This window comes from Cobetia amphilecti, from assembly GCF_020217465.1.
GTDB lineage: Bacteria > Pseudomonadota > Gammaproteobacteria > Pseudomonadales > Halomonadaceae > Cobetia > Cobetia amphilecti.
Map to the genome: position 1 here is coordinate 3,419,926 of NZ_CP084115.1, position 26,840 is coordinate 3,446,765.

3 protein-coding genes are annotated in these 26,840 nt (G+C 62.8%); all 3 read right to left on the reverse strand.

Annotation, left to right across the window (positions count from 1 at the left end; genetic code table 11):
* Positions 1–22: 22 nt before the first annotated feature.
* The 3 genes from LCW13_RS14355 to LCW13_RS14375 all read right to left on the reverse strand — a co-directional run bounded on the left by LCW13_RS14355 (position 23) and on the right by LCW13_RS14375 (position 26,784).
* On the reverse strand, positions 23–1,405 hold the full coding sequence (locus tag LCW13_RS14355; RefSeq protein WP_153636505.1) for an HlyD family type I secretion periplasmic adaptor subunit: 1,383 nt from the start codon (positions 1,403–1,405) through the stop codon (positions 23–25).
* Complete coding sequence (locus tag LCW13_RS14360) at positions 1,398–3,572, reverse strand: type I secretion system permease/ATPase (RefSeq protein ID WP_225347256.1); 2,175 nt, start codon at positions 3,570–3,572, stop codon at positions 1,398–1,400. Before LCW13_RS14360 ends, LCW13_RS14355 begins: the two co-directional genes overlap by 8 nt.
* Before the next feature lie 97 nt (positions 3,573–3,669).
* A complete protein-coding gene (locus LCW13_RS14375) occupies positions 3,670–26,784 on the reverse strand; it encodes a VCBS domain-containing protein (protein WP_318527664.1) in 23,115 nt (7,704 codons plus the stop codon).
* Positions 26,785–26,840 lie beyond the last annotated feature (56 nt).

The window sequence follows — 26,840 nt, forward strand, 5'->3', positions numbered from 1 at the left end:
CTCGAATCCATCAAATCCTTGATCAACGTTCACGCAAGGCACCTTGCCTGGCGCGCAGAATCGGCTTCATCAGATATTGCAGTACGGTCTGATTGCCAGTGATCACATCGACACTGGCCTGCATGCCCGGGATGATCGTGAGCGGATCCGAGTCACTTCCAAGGTGGTTCTGCTCCGTCAGCACCTTGATCTCGTAGAAACTGTTGCCTTCTTCATCCTGCACAGTATCCGCACTGATCTGATCGACCTTGCCTTCCAATCCACCGTAGATGGTGAAATCGTAGGCAGATAACTTGACGACGGCCGGCTGTCCGATTCTCAGAAAGCCGATGTCCTTGGGAGCGACTCGCGCCTGAACCAGCAGCTGATCCTCGATGGGAACAATCTCCATCAGGTCTTCCCCGGGCTCGATGACGCCGCCTATGGTATTGATATTCAGCGTCTTGATGGCGCCCTGAACCGGAGAGGTCACCAAAGTACGATCGAGTCGGTCCTGAAGACTGGTGCGCCCCTCACGCAAGCGACCCAGATCCGCCTGGGTCTTGGCGAGCTCTTCCGCGGCACGTGAGCGGAATTCCTGCGCGACGCCGACCCGATTCGAGATGGCCTCATCCAGCTCCGATTGCTTGCCCGGCACGGCCAGACGCGCCGACTCAAGATCACCCCGCAGGTCGTTGACCTCACGCTGGATCTTGAGAAGGTCCACCTGAGAGACCACGCCTTCACGCACCAGCGGGGCCGTCATGCCGAGCTCGCGACGTGACAGTTGATAGCTGCGCTCGAGACTGTTGATGCGCGATCTCAACTCACGCAACTCCTGTTCTTTCTGCAGAATCTGTTCACGCGCGCCATTGAGGCCACTGTTGAGCTGATTCAGATGCGTGCGATATGCCGTCATCGCACGCGACACCAGAGCTGGACTGCGCGCCTTGAATTCTTCGTCGAACGGCAACTCGATATTCTTCACGCTCACCTGATCCTTCCAGGCATCCGCGGAGGCGTTGACCTCGATGGAATCAAGCTCGGTGTCGTACTGCATGATGGTGGCCTGCAGGCCATCGAGGGTCGAGACACGCTCGCGCAGATCGGAACCTGCACTGGTGTCATCGATGCGCAGCAGTGGCTCCCCCGCCGAGACGACCTGACCTTCCTTGATATAGATCTCGCGCACGATACCGCCTTCCAGGTTCTGGACGACCTGCAAGTGCGTCGAGGGCACGACCTTGCCGGACCCGCGCGTGACGACCTCCAGACTCGCCTGGCTGGCCCAGATGATGAAGATGACCACGAATGCGAGCACCATCCAGATCAGGATGCGCGACTTCCAGGGAGTCGCCAGCAACACGGCCGAGCTGACATCGTCGAGATGGTGAAGGTCACGCTGCTCAATCGGTGCCTTAGCCACGATTCACCTCCTGCTTGCGCCCAGCGACACGGCCTTCATTCAGGGCGCTCAGCACCTGCTGCTTGGGACCATCGGCGACGATGCGCCCTCCTTCCATGACGATGACGCGGTCTACCACGTCGAGCATGCTGCTCTTGTGGGTGACCAGCAGCAGCGTCTGGCTGCGTGGCAGGGACTTGAGCATTCTGCGCAGGCGCAGCTCGGCGCGGTTATCCATGTGCGACCCGGGCTCATCGAGCAGCAAGAGCGGAGGACGCATCAAGAGTGCGCGTGCCAGCAAGACCGTCTGACGCTGACCGCTGGAGAGCATGCGCCCACCCTCACCCACCTGACGGTCCAGTCCTTCAGGGTGATGACGAGTGAATTCGGTCACACCGGAGGCATCAGCCGCGAGGTCGACCTGTACATCACTGGCGTGTGGTTGGCCGAGGGTGATGTTGTCGCGAATGGAGCCGAAGAACAGTGAACTGTCCTGGCCCGCATGACCGATATGCCGACGTACGTCGGCGGGATGCAGCTGATTGAGATCCAGTCCATCGATTCGAACGCTGCCCGCCGTGGCGCGATACAGGCCAGAGACAAGACGCTGCAAGGTACTCTTGCCAGCACCGATACGCCCGATGATCGCGATCCTCTCACCTGGATTGATGGTCAATGAGATATCCGACACGGCAGGCGGCGTATTCGGCGCATAGGCAAAGCCGACGCGGTCGAATTCGATGCGCATCTGCAGGTGCTCGCGGTGAACGTAACGACGATCTTCCGACTCTTCCGGCAATGCCATGATCTGCTCAAGCGCACTCATGGCACTGCGAGTCTGGCCGATGCGCGTGATCAGCAACGCCAACTGCCCCAGCGGCTGCAACGCACGCCCGGACAGCATGACCGCGGCAATCAAGCCACCGACAGACAGGCGTGCATCCGCGATCAGATAGACCCCGAACACGACCAGCGCCACCGTGGTGGCTTGTGTCAGCGACATGCTCAACGAGCTGACAGAGGTCGTCAGGTTGCGGCTTTTCACCCCCCAATGCGCGATCTGCCCGACGGCGCGTTCATATCGACGCTGGGTTTCGCCCTGAGCATTGGCCAGCTTGAGGCTCTCGAGGCCGGAGACGGCTTCGACGAGGCGCGCATTGCGTTCCGTCGCCAGGCGCGACCCCTGCTCGATACTGCTGCGCAGCGGTTTCTGGATCGCCAGACTGTAGACAAGCAGGATCACGAGCGCGGCGAAGGGCACCAGAACCAATGGCCCCGCCACGATCCAGATCACCAGCAGGAACAGCAGGGCAAACGGCAGATCGACCAGGGTGGTCAGGGTCGCGGAGGTAAAGAACTCGCGGATCGAATCGAACTCCTGCAGGTGCTTCACATAGCCACCGACGGAGCCGGGACGCGCTTCCATCCGCAGGTTCATGGTCTTGGAGAAGAGCTTCGAGGTCAGCAACACCTCTGACTTCTTGCCGGCCGTGTCCATGAAGTAGGCGCGTGTCTGGCGCATCACGAAGTCGAACACCATGATGATCGCCATACCCGTCGCCAAGACCCACAGCGTGTTGAAGGCCAGGTTGGGCACGACCTTGTCATAGGCGTTCATCACGAACAGTGGCGATGCCACGGCAAACAGGTTGATCAATATCGACGCCAGAATCACGTCACGATAGATCGGCCGCGACAGCTTCAGCGTTGACCAGAACCAATGGCCATCGCTCTGCTTGAGCGTTTCCGGTGCGCGTTCATCAAAGCGGTGCTCCTGCTTGAGATAGACGACACGCCCATCATGACGCTCAGCCAGAGACTCGATGTCGACCAGCTCATCACCATCGGCCTCAGGCTGATGAATCCTGGCCTTGCCTGCGTCGTTGTCGACCTCCAGCAAGACGACAGCACGCTCTTCCTTGAGTATCAGAATGCACGGCATCAGCATGTCGCTGATGGCCGTGATCTGCTGGTTGACCAGTTTGGCACTCAGATTGGCACGTGCCGCGGCACGACTGACAAGCGCCAGGGGAAGACGGCCTTCCTCCATGGGAAGACCATCGACCAGCACTGCTGCAGATCTGGGATTGCCGTGGTAACGCGCCATGAAGACCAGCGCATTGAGAAGGGGGTCGCCTTCCCTCTCGCCAACGGGCTCCGGTCTTAATGGCGTGGGTTGATCGCTCAACCTGTCCTCCTTAGTAGGGCACTTCGCAGATGTCTCTACGGCAAAGTCTAATACAGCAAGGGGAGACAGCCTAAGCCATCTCCCCTATCACATCGATTCAGCCGTCAACGTTCGTCTTGAGACTGTTGCTGTCGAGCAGAGATTGAATAATCTGCGTATCCGTGTCGCCACCTGATGTCAGGTCGACATCCTGCAGATTGATCTCTTGCGTGATATTGCTGCCGTCGGATCCATCGACACTGATCTCGATATTGGTGCCACCTTCTCCGTCTGACTCGAAGTGCAGGAAGCTCGAGAGCGTATCGGCATCATCGTTGGACTGAAGCAGATCGGACAGATCGATGACATCGCCATCCGCGACACTGAAGTCAGTGATGGTATCCGTCGCCATGCCGCCTTCGCTGTTGATGTCATGACCGCTCAGCCACTGGAAGGTGTCGGCACCATCGCCGCCGGTCAGGATGTCATTGCCGGCACCTCCGACCAGAAGATCATCGCCCTCACCACCAGAGAGGATATCGTTGCCGGTGCCGCCTCTCAGCGTATCGTTGCCGCTGCCGCCTTCCAGACGATCACTGCCCTCGCCACCGCTCAGGGTGTCATTGCCGCCCTGGCCAACCAGATAGTCCGCATAGAACGGGCCATCTCCATCGCCCGTCAGGGTGTCGTTGCCATCGGTGCCGATGACCACGGCCAGCTTGTCGACATCGATACTGACACTTGAGGCGTTGGTATCCCCGTCATTGTCGACCGTCACGTAATCGAAGCTGTCCGTGGAGCGCTCGCTGACGTTATCCGGGGGCGTGTAGGTGAAGTCACCGCTCCCCAGATTGAACAGCATGCTGCCACCCAGGTCTGTCGAGATGATCAACTCCAGGCTGTCCGCATCGTAGCTGCTGTTGTCCGACCCCGTAGCAGACACGGTGTTGGTAACCGGATCATAACTGTAGGTCGTGCCATCCACGGTGACCGATTGCAGATAACCGCCATCCGCTCCCAGCAGACTGCCATCCACGGAGCTGCCCGAGACAAGCTGACCACTGACAGGCGATTGCACGGTCGCGGCCAGACTATCATCGAGGTCCGAGAAACTGGTGACGATAGCGGCATCAATATCTTCATCAGCTGAGCCGTCATAGGCAATGGGGTTCAGGTTGTCCTCAGTGACACCTTCACCCAAACCTATTGCATAAGACTTGACGCCATTTTCAACCAGGAAGTCAGTCCAGATTTCTTCTTCTTGCGGAGAAATCCCTCTATCACTGTAGTAGACGGTATTTCCGACGAGTACATCTAACTGGCTGGAGTCTCCATCACCATAATTGGGGCTACCATCAGAGAAGAAGTAGGAAATGCTTTGCGCGTTTTCCAATGCTCCATCTTGAGAATAGTTCTCCATAGCAGCAGCCAAGGCGGAGTCATAGTTAGTGACACCAGCCGCCACAAGATCGTCCAGGATGTCCACGACTTCATCGACACTCAGCCACGCTTCTTGCGCTGTAGCCACTGTCGAGAACGTCACTAGATTGATACGAACATCACCAAAGTCGTCATAGGCCCCGATCAAGGTCTTGATTGAGTCGATAGCGCTCTGAAGGCGAGTCTCACCATTTATGCCATCGTCCTCCCCCATGGAGCCAGACACATCAAGCATGATAGTCAGGTTGGTATCCACCAGGGTGGACGAGAAGCTCTGCGCTTCCTGCTGCTCGGGTGCATCATCCTCGATGCCGATGGTCAGCGTGCCGGTGGAGCTGGCGCCTTCGCTATCCGTTGCGAGCACACCGAAGTCCAGAGACAGGACATCTTCACCATCACCCGAGTGATCGACCGCCTGACTCAGAGTGAAGGTATAGGCGCCGCTGTCATCGATGGTCACCGTCGCGACCTCATTGCCATCAGCATCGGTTGCCACCATTGACTGGGTGCCGCTGCCGGACCAGATCACCGCACTGCCACCGGAGGTGATGGCCGTGGCAGGAGCCGTCAATACCAGCGACAGGCTGTCACTGTCGACATCCGTGACGGAAACCGTACCGGTGACGGTGGTGGCATCGGTGGTATCCGTGAAGCCATCAGCCGCATCACTGTCGGCGATACCGCCTTCAAGCCCTTCTTCGCTGACGCGGCCTTCAGTCGCAGTCACCACCGGGGCATCATTCGTCCCCTGAATGGTAATGGTGACATCCTGGGTAGCTGTCGCTCCCGCCGTATCCGTGACAGTGACGGTGTAGGTCAGGACCAGCGACTCGCCTGCAGACAGGTAGTCGAAGCTTTCCCCGGCAGCACTGCTGTCGAAGGACCAGTTGAGCGTACCTTCAGTACTCTCGTCATCGATGATGGCCCCGGTATCCACGCCCAGCAGCGCAAGCAGGTCATCGTTGTCCAGCGTACCGGTGTCGCCATCACTGGAGACGCCGGTAACGCTCGGCGTCACGCTATTGCTGAGATCCACGTCATCCACCGACAGAGTCCCGCTGGCACTCAGCGGTGCACCCGCCTCCGTCAGGCTGGCGGCGGCACTGTCGCCACTGCTGACACTTATCTCCGGCGCATCGTTGCTACCTTTGATGGTGATGGTCAGCGTGGTAGTGGCAGTATCACCGTCAGCATCCGTGATCACGTAGGTATAGACGTCCGTGACCGACTCACCGGCCGCCAGGTACTGCAGGTCGTCGCGTGCTGACTGATAGCTGTAGGAGCCATCCGCCGCCAGGGTCAGCTCGCCGTGCTCACCCGTGATCACGGCCGCCGCGCCATCGCTCACCGGGGCAGTCTCCGCTCCGGCGATGACGGCAGTCACGATTACCGCATCGGCACCCAGAGTATCGGCAGTCGCCGATGTGCCCTCCACGACATTGCCGGTGATGGCAGAATTGAGATTCTCGCCAATGCTGCGCGTATCAGCGTTGGCTACCGGTGCCGTATCCAGCACCGTGACATCGAGACTGTCACTGGTGCTCTGGCCTGCCAGATCCGTCACTACGACGGTGAAACCATCGACGACGCTGTCATCGCCATCTGTGTGATCAGCCGCTGTGCCATCTTCCACATAGGTGTAGGTGACCTCACCACTGTCGGCATCGTAGCCGGTCACGGTCAGCGTGCCTTCACCATCTGGATTGGAGATCACTACCGGTGTGGTGCTGGCATCCGTGATATCCACGCCAGCAATCGTCACTGCCGCGATACCTGCTGCAGCTGACACGGTAAAGGTATTGGTGAGCGTGCTTCCGGTCGCTTCGGTGACGGACTGGTCTTCCAGTGAACGGATGACCGGCAGCGCATCATCAGTTCCCTTGATGACGATATCCACTGTCGTGCTGGAGCCATCGCTGAGCTGCACGATGTACTGCTCATTGATCGTGTCGGCAGATGTCAGCCCCTGCACAGCGGCAGTGTCGTTATCCAGCGTATAGGTCCAGTTGCCGTCGGAATCGACGGCGAAGGTACCGTAGAGACTGCTGTCGTCAGTGGCCGGCGTGAACGTCGGCGCATCACTATCGACATCGGTCGCGGTCAGCGTACCTGAAGCTTCCGTCACACCATCTTCGGCAACAGCGCCATCATCGGCACTGATGACGACAGGGTCATCAATCGCTGCGACGTCCTCGAAGCTGAGAATGGCTTCATCGAACTCGGTGCCATCCGTGATCACATAAGTGGTGTCGGGTACCGGACCGTTGTAATTCTCACCGGGCGTGAAGGTGAAGGTACCGTCAGCATTGATCAGAAGTGTGCCGACTTCGCCAAGATCCGCTGTCTTGCCCGGGTCGTACATAACCCCGTCAACAGTGAAGCTGACGACGCTCAACTCATCACCATCGGCGTCGACGTCGTTGTTCAGGACGTTGCCGCTGACCGGAGTATCTTCCTCGACCACTATCGGACCGTCGTCATAGGCCACCGGCTTGTCATTCAAGCCCTGGACATTGATGGTGATGTCGGCGGTATCCGAGTCGCCATCCGCATCCAGGATGGTGTACTCGAATACTTCCTTGACGAGGTCACCGGCACCCAGTGCCTGAGCGCGCGCATCATCAAGGTCATAACTGAAGGTGCCATCGGTATTGATGGTCAAGCTACCGTAGCTGCCATCGACGGTAACGCTACCCTCATTGTCTGCCAGTGAAATGCCATCGAGATGCGTGATGGTCACGCCATCAGCGCCTAGCTCATCCTGTCCGCCGCCGACAACACTGAAAATGACACTGGTGTTGATCACCGGCTCACCATCCGGAGACGTATCATCTTCGCGAATGGTGTAGGTGTCGTCATTGGCGACAGGCGCGGTATCCAGAATCTTGACGTCAAGGCTGTCGCTGGTGCTCTGCCCGGCCAGGTCAGTGACGACCACGGCGTAGTTGTCGAACACGCTATCGTCGCCAGCCGAGTGATCCGCAGCCGTGCCATCCTCCACATAGGTGTAGGACACGGTGCCGGCATCGTAGCCCGTGATGGTCAGCGTGCCTTCGTCATCAGTCGCGCCCGGGATCACGATGGGGTTATCCACTGACGCCGAAGTGATATCCGTGCCATTGATGGTAACGCTGGCGATGCCGGCATCCGCTGCCACCTCGAAGGTGTCAGTGACCGTCTCACCCGTGGCCTCGGTCACTTCCTTGTCAGCCAGCGTGATGACCGGCACTGCGTCGGCCGAGCCCGTGATATTGATGGTCAGCGTAGTGCTGGAATAGTCGCCATCGCTGTCTTCCAGCACATAGGTGAAGACATCTTCCGCCGGTTCATTCTCTGCCAGAGACTGCGTCTTGGTGGTATCCAGAACGTAGGTATAGCTGCCGTCACTGTTGAGCGTCAGAGTGCCGTAGTCGCCCGTGACCGTGGCACTGCCGCCGTCGGCAATCCCGGTATCGTTCAGTTTGCAGACCATGAATGGCGCATCTGCACCCAGGACGTCCTCATTGTCATTGGCACCGTCGATCACGTTGCCCGTGAGCTCGTCCGTCGCATCTTCATCAATATCGCGCTCATCCGGCTTGGCCGTCGGCGCGGTATCTAGAATCTTGACGTCAAGACTGTCGCTGGTGCTCTGCCCAGCCAGGTCAGTGACGACCACGGCGTAGTTGTCGAACACGCTATCGTCGCCAGCCGAGTGATCCGCAGCCGTGCCATCCTCCACATAGGTGTAGGACACGGTGCCGGCATCGTAGCCCGTGATGGTCAGCGTGCCTTCGTCATCAGTCGCGCCCGGGATCACGATGGGGTTATCCACTGACGCCGAAGTGATATCCGTGCCATTGATGGTAACGCTGGCGATGCCGGCATCCGCTGCCACCTCGAAGGTGTCAGTGACCGTCTCACCCGTGGCCTCGGTCACTTCCTTGTCAGCCAGCGTGATGACCGGCACTGCGTCGGCCGAGCCCGTGATATTGATGGTCAGCGTAGTGCTGGAATAGTCGCCATCGCTGTCTTCCAGCACATAGGTGAAGACATCTTCCGCCGGTTCATTCTCTGCCAGAGACTGCGTCTTGGTGGTATCCAGAACGTAGGTATAGCTGCCGTCACTGTTGAGCGTCAGAGTGCCGTAGTCGCCCGTGACCGTGGCACTGCCGCCGTCGGCAATCCCGGTATCGTTCAGTTTGCAGACCATGAATGGCGCATCTGCACCCAGGACGTCCTCATTGTCATTGGCACCGTCGATCACGTTGCCCGTGAGCTCGTCCGTCGCATCTTCATCAATATCGCGCTCATCCGGCTTGGCCGTCGGCGCGGTATCTAGAATCTTGACGTCAAGACTGTCGCTGGTGCTCTGCCCAGCCAGGTCAGTGACGACCACGGCGTAGTTGTCGAACACGCTATCGTCGCCAGCCGAGTGATCCGCAGCCGTGCCATCCTCCACATAGGTGTAGGACACGGTGCCGGCATCGTAGCCCGTGATGGTCAGCGTGCCTTCGTCATCAGTCGCGCCCGGGATCACGATGGGGTTATCCACTGACGCCGAAGTGATATCCGTGCCATTGATGGTAACGCTGGCGATGCCGGCATCCGCTGCCACCTCGAAGGTGTCAGTGACCGTCTCACCCGTGGCCTCGGTCACTTCCTTGTCAGCCAGCGTGATGACCGGCACTGCGTCGGCCGAGCCCGTGATATTGATGGTCAGCGTAGTGCTGGAATAGTCGCCATCGCTGTCTTCCAGCACATAGGTGAAGACATCTTCCGCCGGTTCATTCTCTGCCAGAGACTGCGTCTTGGTGGTATCCAGAACGTAGGTATAGCTGCCGTCACTGTTGAGCGTCAGAGTGCCGTAGTCGCCCGTGACCGTGGCACTGCCGCCGTCGGCAATCCCAGTATCGTTCAGTTTGCAGACCATGAATGGCGCATCTGCACCCAGGACGTCCTCATTGTCATTGGCACCGTCGATCACGTTGCCCGTGAGCTCGTCCGTCGCATCTTCATCAATATCGCGCTCATCCGGCTTGGCCGTCGGCGCGGTATCCAGAATCTTGACGTCAAGACTGTCGCTGGTGCTCTGCCCAGCCAGGTCAGTGACGACCACGGCGTAGTTGTCGAACACGCTATCGTCGCCAGCCGAGTGATCCGCAGCCGTGCCATCCTCCACATAGGTGTAGGACACAGTGCCGGAATCATAGCCAGTGATGGTCAGCGTACCTTCGTCATCAGCCGCACCCGGAATCACGATGGGATTATCCACTGACGCCGAAGTGATATCCGTGCCATTGATGGTGACGCTGGCGATGCCGGCATCCGCTTCCACCTCGAAGGTGTCAGTGACGGTATCGCCGGTGGCTTCGGTGACGCTGTTGTCGTCCGTGCCGCTGATGCCGGTGATGACCGGCGCGGCATCGGTCGACCCCGTGACGGTGATGGTCAGCGTGGTGCGGGAGACATCGCCATCGGCATCGGTGATGCCGTAGGTGAAGACGTCGCTCAGCGGGTCGCTGTCATCGTCCAGCGACTGGACCTCGGCATTGCTGTTGTCCAGCGCGTAGCTGTAGCTGCCGTCACTGTTGAGGGTCAGCGTGCCGTAGTCGCCGGTGATCTCGGTGCCGGCCGTGTCGTTGACGTTGTCCGCAAGCGCGTCATCGTCTTCCAGGCGGCCTTTCACGACACCGGTGACCGTGGTCGGCGTGTCGCTGCCCAGGGCATCGGCGGCCGCATCGGCATCCGTGCTGTCACCGACTCCGCTGATGACATTGCCGGTCAGGGCGTCAGAGGCGTCCTCGGCGATGGTGCCGGTGTCGGCATTGGCCGTCGGGACGGTGTCGACGATCGCGATGTCGAGACTGTCCGTGGTGCTGGCGTTCGTGATGTCGGTGACCACGACCGCGAAGCTGTCGGTGATGTCGCCGCCCGAGTGATCCTCGGTCTCGCCATCCTCGACGTAGCGGTAGGTCACCTCACCGGTGCCAGCGTCATAGCCGGTCACGCTCAGGGTGCCTTCGCTCCCCTCGATGACCACCGGGTTGGCCTCGGTCGCATTGGTGATGTCGACCGGCGTATCCGCATCGACGCCAGCAATGGTGACCGTGGCAATCCCGGCAGTGGCGGCGACCGTGAAGCTGCCGGTGACGGTGTCGCCGGTGGCTTCGGTGACGCTGTTGTCGTCCGTGCCGCTGATGCCGGTGATGACCGGCGCGGCATCGGTCGACCCCGTGACGGTGATGGTCAGCGTGGTGCGGGAGACATCGCCATCGGCATCGGTGATGCCGTAGGTGAAGACGTCGCTCAGCGGGTCGCTGTCATCGTCCAGCGACTGGACCTCGGCATTGCTGTTGTCCAGCGCGTAGCTGTAGCTGCCGTCACTGTTGAGGGTCAGCGTGCCGTAGTCGCCGGTGATCTCGGTGCCGGCCGTGTTGTTGACGTTGTCCGCAAGCGCGTCATCGTCTTCCAGGCGGCCTTTCACGACACCGGTGACCGTGGTCGGCGTGTCGCTGCCCAGGGCATCGGCGGCCGCATCGGCATCCGTGCTGTCACCGACTCCGCTGATGACATTGCCGGTCAGGGCGTCAGAGGTGTCCTCGGCGATGGTGCCGGTGTCGGCATTGGCCGTCGGGACGGTGTCGACGATCGCGATGTCGAGACTGTCCGTGGTGCTGGCGTTCGTGATGTCGGTGACCACGACCGCGAAGCTGTCGGTGATGTCGCCGCCCGAGTGATCCTCGGTCTCGCCATCCTCGACGTAGCGGTACGTTACGGTGCCCGTATCGGCGTTATAGCCGGTCACGGTCAGGGTGCCTTCGTCGGTGGTGAGCTCGACCGGATCGGCCTCGGACGCGCCGGTGATGTCAGTGCCATTCACGGTGACGGTATCGATGCCGGCAGTGGCGGCGACCGTGAAGCTGCCGGTGACGGAGTCGCCGGTGGCTTCGGTGAGGCTGTGGTCCGCCTCATCACCGCTGATATCGGTGATGGTCGGGACGCCGTCGGTGGACCCCTCGACGGTGATGGTCAGCGTGGCAGTATCACTGTCGCCATCGGCGTCGGTGATCACGTAGGTGAACGTGTCTTCTTCCGTCTCGCCATCATTGAGCGACTGGACCGCCGGGCTGGTGGTGTCGAGCACATAGCTGTAGCTGCCGTCACTGTTGAGTGTCAGCGTGCCGTACGTGCCTTCGACCACGGCAGCGTCATCAGCCGTGACGGCATTGCCGTCAACACCGGTGACCGTCGTGGCATCCGCGCCCAGGATATCGGCGGTGTCGTTGTCGCCACTGATGACGTTGCCGTCGAGAGCGGTGGCGTCCTCGTCGATACTGCGCGCATCGTCATTGGCCGTCGGCGCGGTGTCGACGATCGCGATGTCCAGGCTGTCGCTGGTGCTCTGCCCGGTGATGTCGGTCACCACGACGGTGAAGCTGTCGGTGATGTCACCGCCGGTGTGATCTTCGCTCTCGCCATCTTCGACGTAGCTATAGGTGACCTCACCGCTGTCGGCGTCATAGCCGGTCACGGTCAGGGTGCCTTCGTCGGTGGTGAGCTCGACCGGATCGGCCTCGGACGCGCCGGTGATGTCAGTGCCATTCACGGTGACGGTATCGATGCCGGCAGTGGCGGCGACCGTGAAGCTGCCGGTGACGGAGTCGCCGGTGGCTTCGGTGAGGCTGTGGTCCGCCTCATCACCGCTGATATCGGTGATGGTCGGGACGCCGTCGGTGGACCCCTCGACGGTGATGGTCAGCGTGGCAGTATCACTGTCGCCATCGGCGTCGGTGATCACGTAGGTGAACGTGTCTTCTTCCGTCTCGCCATCATTGAGCGACTGGACCGCCGGGCTGGTGGTGTCGAGCACATAGCTGTAGCTGCCGTCACTGTTGAGTGTCAGCGTGCCGTACGTGCCTTCGACCACGGCAGCGTCATCAGCCGTGACGGCATTGCCGTCAACACCGGTGACCGTCGTGGCATCCGCGCCCAGGATATCGGCGGTGTCGTTGTCGCCACTGATGACGTTGCCGTCGAGAGCGGTGGCGTCCTCGTCGATACTGCGCGCATCGTCATTGGCCGTCGGCGCGGTGTCGACGATCGCGATGTCCAGGCTGTCGCTGGTGCTCTGCCCGGTGATGTCGGTCACCACGACGGTGAAGCTGTCGGTGATGTCACCGCCGGTGTGATCTTCGCTCTCGCCATCTTCGACGTAGCTATAGGTGACCTCACCGCTGTCGGCGTCATAGCCGGTCACGGTCAGGGTGCCTTCGTCGGTGGTGAGCTCGACCGGATCGGCCTCGGACGCGCCGGTGATGTCAGTGCCATTCACGGTGACGGTATCGATGCCGGCAGTGGCGGCGACCGTGAAGCTGCCGGTGACGGAGTCGCCGGTGGCTTCGGTGAGGCTGTGGTCCGCCTCATCACCGCTGATATCGGTGATGGTCGGGACGCCGTCGGTGGACCCCTCGACGGTGATGGTCAGCGTGGCAGTATCACTGTCGCCATCGGCGTCGGTGATCACGTAGGTGAACGTGTCTTCTTCCGTCTCGCCATCATTGAGCGACTGGACCGCCGGGCTGGTGGTGTCGAGCACATAGCTGTAGCTGCCGTCACTGTTGAGTGTCAGCGTGCCGTACGTGCCTTCGACCACGGCAGCGTCATCAGCCGTGACGGCATTGCCGTCAACACCGGTGACCGTCGTGGCATCCGCGCCCAGGGTATCGGCGGTGTCGTTGTCGCCACTGATGACGTTGCCGTCGAGAGCGGTGGCGTCCTCGTCGATACTGCGCGCATCGTCATTGGCCGTCGGCGCGGTGTCGACGATCGCGATGTCCAGGCTGTCGCTGGTGCTCTGCCCGGTGATGTCGGTCACCACGACGGTGAAGCTGTCGGTGATGTCGCCGCCGGTGTGATCTTCGCTCTCGCCATCCTCGACGTAGCTGTAGGTCACGGTGCCCGTGTCGGCGTCATAGCCGGTCACGGTCAGGGTGCCTTCGTCGGTGGTGAGCTCGACCGGATCGGCCTCGGACGCGCCGGTGATGTCAGTGCCATTCACGGTGACGGTATCGATGCCGGCAGTGGTGGCGACCGTGAAGCTGCCGGTGACGGAGTCGCCGGTGGCTTCGGTGAGGCTGTGGTCCGCCTCATCACCGCTGATATCGGTGATGGTCGGGACGCCGTCGGTGGACCCCTCGACGGTGATGGTCAGCGTGGCAGTATCACTGTCGCCATCGGCGTCGGTGATCACGTAGGTGAACGTGTCTTCTTCCGTCTCGCCATCATTGAGCGACTGGACCGCCGGGCTGGTGGTGTCGAGCACATAGCTGTAGCTGCCGTCACTGTTGAGTGTCAGCGTGCCGTACGTGCCTTCGACCACGGCAGCGTCATCAGCCGTGACGGCATTGCCGTCAACACCGGTGACCGTCGTGGCATCCGCGCCCAGGATATCGGCGGTGTCGTTGTCGCCACTGATGACGTTGCCGTCGAGAGCGGTGGCGTCCTCGTCGATACTGCGCGCATCGTCATTGGCCGTCGGCGCGGTGTCGACGATCGCGATGTCCAGGCTGTCGCTGGTGCTCTGCCCGGTGATGTCGGTCACCACGACGGTGAAGCTGTCGGTGATGTCACCGCCGGTGTGATCTTCGCTCTCGCCATCTTCGACGTAGCTATAGGTGACCTCACCGCTGTCGGCGTCATAGCCGGTCACGGTCAGGGTGCCTTCGTCGGTGGTGAGCTCGACCGGATCGGCCTCGGACGCGCCGGTGATGTCAGTGCCATTCACGGTGACGGTATCGATGCCGGCAGTGGCGGCGACCGTGAAGCTGCCGGTGACGGAGTCGCCGGTGGCTTCGGTGAGGCTGTGGTCCGCCTCATCACCGCTGATATCGGTGATGGTCGGGACGCCGTCGGTGGACCCCTCGACGGTGATGGTCAGCGTGGCAGTATCACTGTCGCCATCGGCGTCGGTGATCACGTAGGTGAACGTGTCTTCTTCCGTCTCGCCATCATTGAGCGACTGGACCGCCGGGCTGGTGGTGTCGAGCACATAGCTGTAGCTGCCGTCGGCTTCGAGGGTCAGCGTGCCGTAGCTGCCGGTGACGACTGCCGCGGCATCTGCCGTGACGTCGGACGCACTGCCGCCGTCCGGCGTGACGCTGGTCACGCTGGTGGCATCGGCCCCCAGGGTGTCGGCGGTGTCGCTGGCGCCGTCGATGACGTTGCCGTCGAGTGCCGCGGTGGTGTCCTCACCGATGTTGCGCGTATCGGCGTTGGCGACCGGGGCGGTATCGAGGATCGCGATGTCCAGGCTGTCGCTGGTGCTCTGCCCGGTGATGTCGGTGACCACGACGCTGAAGCTGTCGGTGATGTCGCCGTCGGTGTGATCTTCGCTCGCGCCATCTTCGACGTAGCTATAGGTGACCTCACCCGTGTCGGCGTCGTAGCCGGTCACGCTCAGGACACCTTCGACGGTGGTGATCTCGACCGGATCGGTCTCGGTCGCGCCGGTGATATCAGTGCCATTCACGGTGACGCTGGCGATGCCGGCATCCGCTTCCACCTGGAAGGTGTCAGTGACGGTGCCGCCGGTCGCCTCAGTGACCGACTGGTCATCCAGCGAGGTGATGGTCGGCACGCCATCGGTCGAGCCGTCGACGGTGATGGTCAGCGTGGTGCTGGAGGCATCGCCATCGGCGTCGGTGATCGTGTAGCTGAAGACGTCAGCCAGGCTCTCGCCATCATCCAGCGACTGCACGGCCGGATTGGTGGTGTCGAGCACATAGCTGTAGCTGCCGTCGGCTTCGAGGGTCAGCGTGCCGTAGCTGCCGGTGACGACTGCCGCATCATCCGCGGTGACGTCGGACGCACTGCCGCCGTCCGGCGTGACGCTGGTCACGCTGGTGGCATCGGCCCCCAGGGTGTCGGCGGTGTCGCTGGCGCCGTCGATGACGTTGCCGTCGAGTGCCGTGGTGGTGTCTTCGTCGATGTTGCGGGCGTCGGCCTTGGCCTCCGGCGCGGTATCGAGGATCGCGATGTCCAGGCTGTCGCTGGTGCTCTGCCCGGTGATGTCGGTGACCACGACGCTGAAGCTGTCGGTGATGTCGCCGTCGGTATGATCTTCGCTCGCGCCATCTTCGGCGTAGCTGTAGGTCACGGTGCCCGTGTCGGCGTCGTAGCCGGTCACGCTCAGGACACCTTCGACGGTGGTGATCTCGACCGGATCGGTCTCGGTCGCGCCGGTGATATCAGTGCCATTCACGGTGACGCTGGCGATGCCGGCATCCGCTTCCACCTGGAAGGTGTCAGTGACGGTGCCGCCGGTCGCCTCAGTGACCGACTGGTCATCCAGCGAGGTGATGGTCGGCACGCCATCGGTCGAGCCGTCGACGGTGATGGTCAGCGTGGTGCTGGAGGCATCGCCATCGGCGTCGGTGATCGTGTAGCTGAAGACGTCGGTCAGTGACGCGCCATCATCCAGCGACTGCACGGCCGGATTGGTGGTGTCGAGCACATAGCTGTAGCTGCCGTCGGCTTCGAGGGTCAGCGTGCCGTAGCTGCCGGTGACGACTGCCGCGGCATCTGCCGTGACGTCGGACGCACTGCCGCCGTCCGGCGTGACGCTGGTCACGCTGGTGGCGTCCGCGCCCAGGGTGTCGGCGGTGTCGCTGGCGCCGTCGATGACGTTGCCGTCGAGTGCCGTGGTGGTGTCCTCACCGATGTTGCGCGTATCGGCGTTGGCGACCGGGGCGGTATCGAGGATCGCGATGTCCAGGCTGTCGCTGGTGCTCTGCCCGGTGATGTCGGTCACCACGACGGTGAAGCTGTCGGTGATGTCGCCGTCGGTATGATCTTCGCTCGCGCCATCTTCGGCGTAGCTGTAGGTCACGGTGCCCGTGTCGGCGTCGTAGCCGGTCACGCTCAGGACACCTTCGACGGTGGTGATCTCGACCGGATTGGTCTCGGTCGCGCCGGTGATATCAGTGCCATTCACGGTGACGCTGGCGATGCCGGCATCCGCTTCCACCTGGAAGGTGTCAGTGACGGTGCCGCCGGTCGCCTCAGTGACCGACTGGTCATCCAGCGAGGTGATGGTCGGCACGCCATCGGTCGAGCCGTCGACGGTGATGGTCAGCGTGGTGCTGGAGGCATCGCCATCGGCGTCGGTGATCGTGTAGCTGAAGACGTCGGTCAGTGACGCGCCATCATCCAGCGACTGCACGGCCGGATTGGTGGTGTCGAGCACATAGCTGTAGCTGCCGTCGGCTTCGAGGGTCAGCGTGCCGTAGCTGCCGGTGACGACTGCCGCGGCATCTACCGTGACGTCGGACGCACTGCCGCCGTCCGGCGTGACGCTGGTCACGCTGGTGGCATCGGCCCCCAGGGTGTCGGCGGTGTCGCTGGCGCCGTCGATGACGTTGCCGTCGAGTGCCGCGGTGGTGTCCTCACCGATGTTGCGCGTATCGGCGTTGGCGACCGGGGCGGTATCGAGGATCGCGATGTCCAGGCTGTCGCTGGTGCTCTGCCCGGTGATGTCGGTGACCACGACGGTGAAGCTGTCGGTGATGTCGCCGTCGGTGTGATCTTCGCTCGCGCCATCTTCGACGTAGCTATAGGTGACCTCACCACTGTCGGCGTCATAGCCGGTCACGGTCAGGGTGCCTTCGTCGGTGGTGAGCTCGACCGGATCGGCCTCGGACGCGCCGGTGATGTCAGTGCCATTCACGGTGACGGTATCGATGCCGGCAGTGGCGGCGACCGTGAAGCTGCCGGTGACGGAGTCGCCGGTGGCTTCGGTGAGGCTGTGGTCCGCCTCATCACCGCTGATATCGGTGATGGTCGGGACGCCGTCGGTGGACCCCTCGACGGTGATGGTCAGCGTGGCAGTATCACTGTCGCCATCGGCGTCGGTGATCACGTAGGTGAACGTGTCTTCTTCCGTCTCGCCATCATTGAGCGACTGGACCGCCGGGCTGGTGGTGTCGAGCACATAGCTGTAGCTGCCGTCACTGTTGAGTGTCAGCGTGCCGTACGTGCCTTCGACCACGGCAGCGTCATCAGCCGTGACGGCATTGCCGTCAACACCGGTGACCGTCGTGGCATCCGCGCCCAGGATATCGGCGGTGTCGTTGTCGCCACTGATGACGTTGCCGTCGAGAGCGGTGGCGTCCTCGTCGATACTGCGCGCATCGTCATTGGCCGTCGGCGCGGTGTCGACGATCGCGATGTCCAGGCTGTCGCTGGTGCTCTGCCCGGTGATGTCGGTCACCACGACGGTGAAGCTGTCGGTGATGTCACCGCCGGTGTGATCTTCGCTCTCGCCATCTTCGACGTAGCTATAGGTGACCTCACCGCTGTCGGCGTCGTAGCCGGTCACGCTCAGGGTGCCTTCGTCGGTGGTGATCTCGACCGGATCGGTCTCGGACGCGCCGGTGATGTCAGTGCCATTCACGGTGACGCTGGCGATGCCGGCATCCGCTTCCACCTGGAAGGTGTCAGTGACGGTGCCGCCGGTCGCCTCAGTGACCGACTGGCCATCCAGCGAGGTGATGGTCGGCACGCCATCGGTCGAGCCGTCGACGGTGATGGTCAGCGTGGTGCTGGAGGCATCGCCATCGGCGTCGGTAATCGTGTAGCTGAAGACGTCAGCCAGGCTCTCGCCAGCATCCAGCGACTGTACGGCCGGATTGGTGGTGTCGAGCACATAGCTGTAGCTGCCGTCACTGTTGAGTGTCAGCGTGCCGTACGTGCCTTCGACCACGGCAGCGTCATCGGCCGTGACGTCGGACGCACTCCCGCCGTCCGGCGTGACGCTGGTCACGCTGGTGGCATCGGCCCCCAGGGTGTCGGCGGTGTCGCTGGCGCCGTCGATGACGTTGCCGTCGAGTGCCGTGGTGGTGTCTTCACCGATGTTGCGGGTATCGGCGTTGGCGACCGGGGCGGTATCGAGGATCGCGATGTCCAGGCTGTCGCTGGTGCTCTGCCCGGTGATGTCGGTGACCACGACGCTGAAGCTGTCGGTGATGTCGCCGCCGGTGTGATCTTCGCTCTCGCCATCCTCGACGTAGCTGTAGGTCACGGTGCCCATGTCGGCGTCATAGCCGGTCACGCTCAGGACACCTTCGACGGTGGTGATCTCGACCGGATCGGTCTCGGTCGCGCCGGTGATATCAGTACCATTCACGGTGACGCTGGCGATGCCGGCATCCGCTTCCACCTGGAAGGTGTCAGTGACGGTGCCGCCGGTCGCCTCAGTGACCGACTGGTCATCCAGCGAGGTGATGGTCGGCACGCCGTCGGTGGAGCCGTCGACGGTGATGGTCAGCGTGGTGCTGGAGGCATCGCCATCGGCGTCGGTAATCGTGTAGCTGAAGACGTCGGTCAGTGACGCCCCGTCATCCAGGCCCTGGACCTCGGCATTGCTGTTGTCCAGCACATAGCTGTAGCTGCCATCACTGTTGAGGGTCAGCGTGCCGTAGTTGCCGGTGACGACTGCGGCGGCATCTGCCGTGACGTCGGACGCACTCCCGCCGTCCGGCGTGACGCTGGTCACGCTGGTGGCGTCCGCGCCCAGGGTATCGGTGGTGTCGTTGTCGCCACTGATGACGTTGCCGTCGAGAGCGGTGGCGTCCTCGTCGATACTGCGCGCATCGTCATTGGCCGTCGGCGCGGTGTCGACGATCGCGATGTCCAGGCTGTCGCTGGTGCTCTGCCCGGTGATGTCGGTCACCACGACGGTGAAGCTGTCGGTGATGTCGCCGCCGGTGTGATCTTCGCTCTCGCCATCCTCGACGTAGCTGTAGGTCACGGTGCCATCAGCCGCATAGTCGGTGATGGTCAGCGTGCCTTCATCGGTGGTGATCACGACCGGCGTGGTGCTGGCGTCGCTGATGTCGATGCCGTCAATGGTGACAGCGGCAATCCCGGCGGTGGCCGCGACCGTGAAGCTGCCGGTGACGGTGTCGCCGGTGGCTTCGGTGACGCTGTTGTCGGCCGTGGCACTGATGTCAGTGATGGTCGGCGCGCCATCGGTCGAGCCGTCGACGGTGATGGTCAGCGTGGTGCTGGAGGTATCGCCATCGGCGTCGGTGATCGTGTAGCTGAAGACGTCAGCCAGGCTCTCGCCATCATCCAGCGACTGCACGGCCGGATTGGTGGTGTCGAGCACATAGCTGTAGCTGCCGTCGGCTTCGAGCGTCAGCGTGCCGTAGTCGCCGGTGACGACTGCGGCGGCATCGGCCGTGACGGTGCTGCCATCGACGTCAGTGACCGTGGTGGCGTCCGCCCCCAGGGTGTCAGCGGTGTCGCTGGCGCCGTCGATGACGTTGCCGTCGAGTGCCGCGGTGGTGTCTTCGCCGATGTTGCGCGTGTCGGCGTTGGCGACCGGCGCGGTATCGAGGATCGCGATGTCCAGGCTGTCGCTGGTGCTCTGCCCGGTGATGTCGGTAACCACGACCGCGAAGCTGTCGGTGATGTCGCCGTCGCTGTGATCTTCGCTCGCGCCATCTTCGACGTAGCTGTAGGTCACGGTGCCCGTGTCGGCGTCGTAGCCGGTCACGCTCAGGGTGCCTTCGACGGTGGTGATCTCGACCGGATCGGTCTCGGTCGCGCCGGTGATATCAGTACCATTCACGGTGACGCTGGCGATGCCGGCATCCGCTTCCACCTGGAAGGTGTCAGTGACGGTGCCGCCGGTCGCCTCAGTGACCGACTGGTCATCCAGCGAGGTGATGGTCGGCACGCCGTCGGTGGAGCCGTCGACGGTGATGGTCAGCGTGGTGCTGGAGGCATCGCCATCGGCGTCGGTAATCGTGTAGCTGAAGACGTCGGTCAGTGACGCCCCGTCATCCAGGCCCTGGACCTCGGCATTGCTGTTGTCCAGCACATAGCTGTAGCTGCCATCACTGTTGAGGGTCAGCGTGCCGTAGTTGCCGGTGACGACTGCGGCGGCATCTGCCGTGACGTCGGACGCACTCCCGCCGTCCGGCGTGACGCTGGTCACGCTGGTGGCGTCCGCGCCCAGGGTATCGGTGGTGTCGTTGTCGCCACTGATGACGTTGCCGTCGAGAGCGGTGGCGTCCTCGTCGATACTGCGCGCATCGTCATTGGCCGTCGGCGCGGTGTCGACGATCGCGATGTCCAGGCTGTCGCTGGTGCTCTGCCCGGTGATGTCGGTCACCACGACGGTGAAGCTGTCGGTGATGTCGCCGCCGGTGTGATCTTCGCTCTCGCCATCCTCGACGTAGCTGTAGGTCACGGTGCCATCAGCCGCATAGTCGGTGATGGTCAGCGTGCCTTCATCGGTGGTGATCACGACCGGCGTGGTGCTGGCGTCGCTGATGTCGATGCCGTCAATGGTGACAGCGGCAATCCCGGCGGTGGCCGCGACCGTGAAGCTGCCGGTGACGGTGTCGCCGGTGGCTTCGGTGACGCTGTTGTCGGCCGTGGCACTGATGTCAGTGATGGTCGGCGCGCCATCGGTCGAGCCGTCGACGGTGATGGTCAGCGTGGTGCTGGAGGTATCGCCATCGGCGTCGGTGATCGTGTAGCTGAAGACGTCAGCCAGGCTCTCGCCATCATCCAGCGACTGCACGGCCGGATTGGTGGTGTCGAGCACATAGCTGTAGCTGCCGTCGGCTTCGAGCGTCAGCGTGCCGTAGTCGCCGGTGACGACTGCGGCGGCATCGGCCGTGACGGTGCTGCCATCGACGTCAGTGACCGTGGTGGCGTCCGCCCCCAGGGTGTCAGCGGTGTCGCTGGCGCCGTCGATGACGTTGCCGTCGAGTGCCGCGGTGGTGTCTTCGCCGATGTTGCGCGTGTCGGCGTTGGCGACCGGCGCGGTATCGAGGATCGCGATGTCCAGGCTGTCGCTGGTGCTCTGCCCGGTGATGTCGGTAACCACGACCGCGAAGCTGTCGGTGATGTCGCCGTCGCTGTGATCTTCGCTCGCGCCATCTTCGACGTAGCTGTAGGTCACGGTGCCCGTGTCGGCGTCGTAGCCGGTCACGCTCAGGGTGCCTTCGACGGTGGTGATCTCGACCGGATCGGTCTCGGTCGCGCCGGTGATATCAGTGCCATTCACGGTGACGCTGGCGATGCCGGCATCCGCTTCCACCTGGAAGGTGTCAGTGACGGTGCCGCCAGTCGCCTCAGTGACCGACTGGTCATCCAGCGAGGTAATCGTCGGCGCCGAGTCATCCACGCCGGTGATCAGGATGTCGACCGTGGTGGTCGAGCCATCGCTGAGCTCGACCACGAACGACTGGCTGACAGTGTCACCTTCATTCAACCCCTGAACGACAGCGGCATCGTTATCGAGGGTGTAGGTCCACTCCCCTGCCTCGTTGACGCTGAAAGTGCCGTAATCATCGCTTTGGGTGCCAGCGACAACATCAGTACTTTCGACATCGACAAGCGCGCCGGAAGCTTCGGTAACGCCATCCTCCGTTACCTCTCCAGAATCGCCGCCAATCAGGGCGCCTACATCATTGCTGGTCGCGGTGTTGCCGGCCGGATCGGTGACCGAGGCTTCGACGCTGTACTCGCCTTCGCTCAGCGGCGTTTCAGCGTCAACCGTATAGGTGCCGTTCTCGACGGTGGCGGTGACGGTCTGCTCGTTGCCGTCGCTGTCGGTGATGACCAGGGTGACGGTGCTGCCGTCTTCGGCATCGGTGGTGCCGACGATGGTCGGCGTGGTGTCGGAGGTCAGCGCGGGGGCATCGACAGTCAGTGCCGGCGCGCTTGCGTCGATCTCGCCTACATCATTGCTGGTCGCGGTGTTGCCGGCCGGATCGGTGACCGAGGCCTCGACGCTGTATTCGCCTTCGCTCAGCGGGGTCTCGGCATCGACGCTGTAGGTGCCGTTCTCGACGGTGGCGGTGACGGTCTGTTCGTTGCCGTCGCTGTCGGTGATGACCAGGGTGACGGTGCTGCCGTCTTCGGCATCGGTGGTACCGACGATGGTCGGCGTGGTGTCGGAGGTCAGTGCCGGTGCATCGACAGTCAGCGCCGGCGCGCTTGCGTCGATCTCGCCCACGTCATTGCTGGTCGCGGTGTTGCCGGCCGGATCGGTGACCGAGGCCTCGACGCTGTACTCGCCTTCGCTCAGTGGCGTCTCGGCGTCAACCGTGTAGGTGCCGTTCTCGACAGTGGCGGTGACGGTCTGTTCGTTGCCGTCACTGTCGGTGATGACCAGGGTGACGGTGCTGCCATCGTCGGCATCGGTGGTACCGACGATGGTCGGCGTGGTGTCGGAGGTCAGCGCGGGAGCATCGACAGTCAGCGCCGGCGCGCTGGCATCGATCTCGCCCACGTCATTGCTGATCGCGGTGTTGCCGGCCGGATCGGTGACCGAGGCCTCGACGCTGTACTCGCCTTCGCTCAGTGGCGTCTCGGCGTCAACCGTGTAGGTGCCGTTCTCGACAGTGGCGGTGACGGTCTGTTCGTTGCCGTCACTGTCGGTGATGACCAGGGTGACGGTGCTGCCATCGTCGGCATCGGTGGTACCGACGATGGTCGGCGTGGTGTCGGAGGTCAGCGCGGGAGCATCGACAGTCAGCGCCGGCGCGCTGGCATCGATCTCGCCCACGTCATTGCTGATCGCGGTGTTGCCGGCCGGATCGGTGACCGAGGCCTCGACGCTGTACTCGCCTTCGCTCAGTGGCGTCTCGGCGTCAACCGTGTAGGTGCCGTTCTCGACAGTGGCGGTGACGGTCTGTTCGTTGCCGTCGCTGTCGGTGATGACCAGGGTGACGGTGCTGCCATCGTCGGCATCAGTGGTACCGACGATGGTCGGCGTGGTGTCGGAGGTCAGTGCCGGTGCGTCAACGGTCAGCGCCGGCGCACTTGCGTCGATCTCGCCCACGTCGTTGCTGGTCGCGGTGTTGCCGGCCGGATCGGTGACAGAAGCCTCGACACTGTATTCGCCTTCGCTCAGCGGCGTCTCTGCATCGACGCTATAGGTGCCGTTCTCCACAGTCGCGGTGACGGTCTGCTCGTTGCCGTCGCTGTCAGTGATGACCAGCGTGACGGTGCTGCCGTCTTCGGCATCAGTAGTACCGACGATGGTCGGCGTGGTATCGGAGGTCAGTGCCGGTGCGTCGACGGTCAGGCTCGGCGCGCTTGCGTCGATCTCGCCCACGTCATTGCTGGTCGCGGTGTTGCCGGCCGGATCGGTGACCGAGGCCTCGACGCTGTACTCGCCTTCGCTCAGCGGCGTCTCTGCATCGACGCTGTAGGTGCCGTTCTCCACAGTCGCGGTGACGGTCTGTTCGTTGCCGTCGCTGTCGGTGATGACCAGCGTGACGGTGCTGCCGTCTTCGGCATCGGTGGTGCCGACGATGGTCGGCGTGGTGTCGGAGGTCAGTGCGGGAGCATCGACGGTGAGTGCCGGCGCACTTGCGTCGATCTCGCCCACGTCATTGCTGGTCGCGGTGTTGCCGGCCGGATCGGTGACCGAGGCCTCGACGCTGTACTCGCCTTCGCTCAGCGGGGTCTCGGCGTCGACGCTGTAGGTGCCGTTCTCGACGGTGGCGGTGACGGTCTGTTCGTTGCCGTCACTGTCGGTGATGACCAGCGTGACGGTGCTGCCGTCTTCGGCGTCGGTGATGCCGACGATGGTCGGCGTGGTGTCGGAGGTCAGCGCGGGAGCATCGACGGTCAGCGCCGGCGCACTTGCATCGACCTCGCCCACGTCATTGCTGGTCGCGGTGTTGCCGGCCGGATCGGTGACCGAGGCCTCGACGCTGTACTCGCCTTCGCTCAGCGGCGTTTCAGCGTCGACCGTATAGGTGCCGTTCTCGACAGTCGCGGTGACGGTCTGCTCGTTGCCGTCGCTGTCGGTGATGACCAGGGTGACGGTGCTGCCGTCTTCGGCATCGGTGGTGCCGACGATGGTCGGCGTGGTGTCGGAGGTCAGCGCGGGGGCATCGACGGTGAGCGCCGGCGCGCTTGCGTCGATCTCGCCCACATCATTGCTGGTCGCGGTGTTGCCGGCCGGATCGGTGACCGAGGCTTCGACGCTGTACTCGCCTTCGCTCAGCGGTGTCTCGGCGTCGACGCTGTAGGTGCCGTTCTCGACGGTGGCGGTGACGGTCTGCTCGTTGCCGTCGCTGTCAGTGATGACCAGGGTGACGGTGCTGCCATCGTCGGCATCGGTAGTGCCGACGATGGTCGGCGTGGTGTCGGAGGTCAGCGCAGGAGCATCGACAGTCAGCGCCGGCGCGCTGGCGTCGATCTCGCCCACGTCATTGCTGGTCGCGGTGTTGCCGGCCGGATCGGTGACCGAGGCCTCGACGCTGTACTCGCCTTCGCTCAGCGGCGTTTCAGCGTCGACCGTATAGGTGCCGTTCTCGACGGTGGCGGTGACGGTCTGTTCGTTGCCATCGCTGTCAGTGATGACCAGGGTGACGGTGCTGCCATCGTCGGCATCGGTGGTACCGACGATGGTCGGCGTGGTGTCGGAGGTCAGTGCCGGAGCATCGACAGTCAGCGCCGGCGCGCTGGCGTCGATCTCGCCCACGTCATTGCTGATCGCGGTGTTGCCGGCCGGATCGGTGACCGAGGCTTCGACGCTGTACTCGCCTTCGCTCAGCGGCGTTTCAGCGTCAACCGTGTAGGTGCCGTTCTCGACGGTGGCGGTGACGGTCTGTTCGTTGCCGTCGCTGTCAGTGATGACCAGGGTGACGGTGCTGCCGTCTTCGGCATCAGTAGTACCGACGATGGTCGGCGTGGTGTCGGAGGTCAGCGCGGGAGCATCGACGGTCAGCGCCGGCGCGCTTGCGTCGATCTCGCCCACGTCATTGCTGGTCGCGGTGTTGCCGGCCGGATCGGTGACCGAGGCCTCGACGCTGTACTCGCCTTCGCTCAGCGGCGTCTCGGCATCGACGCTGTAGGTGCCGTTCTCCACAGTCGCGGTGACGGTCTGCTCGTTACCGTCGCTGTCGGTGATGACCAGGGTGACGGTGCTGCCATCGTCGGCATCGGTGGTGCCGACGATGGTCGGCGTGGTGTCGGAGGTCAGCGCCGGGGCATCGACGGTGAGTGCCGGCGCGCTGGCGTCGATCTCGCCCACGTCACTGCTGGTCGCGGTGTTGCCGGCCGGATCGGTGACCGAGGCGTCGACGCTGTACTCGCCTTCGCTCAGCGGCGTCTCGGCGTCAACCGTGTAGGTGCCGTTCTCGACGGTCGCGGTGACGGTCTGTTCGTTGCCGTCGCTGTCAGTGATGACCAGCGTGACGGTGCTGCCGTCTTCGGCATCAGTAGTACCGACGATGGTCGGCGTGGTGTCGGAGGTCAGCGCCGGGGCATCGACCGACAAGGACAGCACGACCTCTGTGGGCAGTGTCGGATCAAGATCCAGCCCCAGGCCATCTTCGTCCTCATCATTGAATTCCGGGTCGGTAAAGCCACCCTCATATTCATAGGAGGTCCGTTCGACACGCCCTTCACGCCCCACCCCAGAGGCATCAAGGAAACCACTACGACTGCTGCCCGGCGCACCGCCACTCTCACCGGCTGCGGGAGCTTCCTGAATCGCGGTCGGGTCTTCGCCACGAGCGATCGCTTCGCGCAACGCTTCCACTGCCGGGTCAACAGGCGCTTCCCCACGCGACTCGGCCAGCAACACCTCAACGCCGATCGGCGCCCCCTGCGGCACCACAAGCTGGGTGCCGTCTTCCAGCACCACGATCGCGCCCTGCGGTGCGACCAGAGTGGCTGTTGGTTCAAGCGTCATTCCATTGACGACACGCTGCGCCTCGCTGGAGGAGGAAACAACAAGTACTGTGCCTTCTGTGCGGATGACCTGGACCATGGGGACATACTCCTACTGGGGAAAGGTGCTGCATCATGCTGCGAAGGGGGAGCGAT

Excerpts from the sequence above, each read along its gene's own strand:
- LCW13_RS14375 (WP_318527664.1), bottom strand. The coding sequence starts at position 26,784 with ATGGTCCAGGTCATCCGCACAGAAGGCACAGTACTTGTTGTTTCCTCC.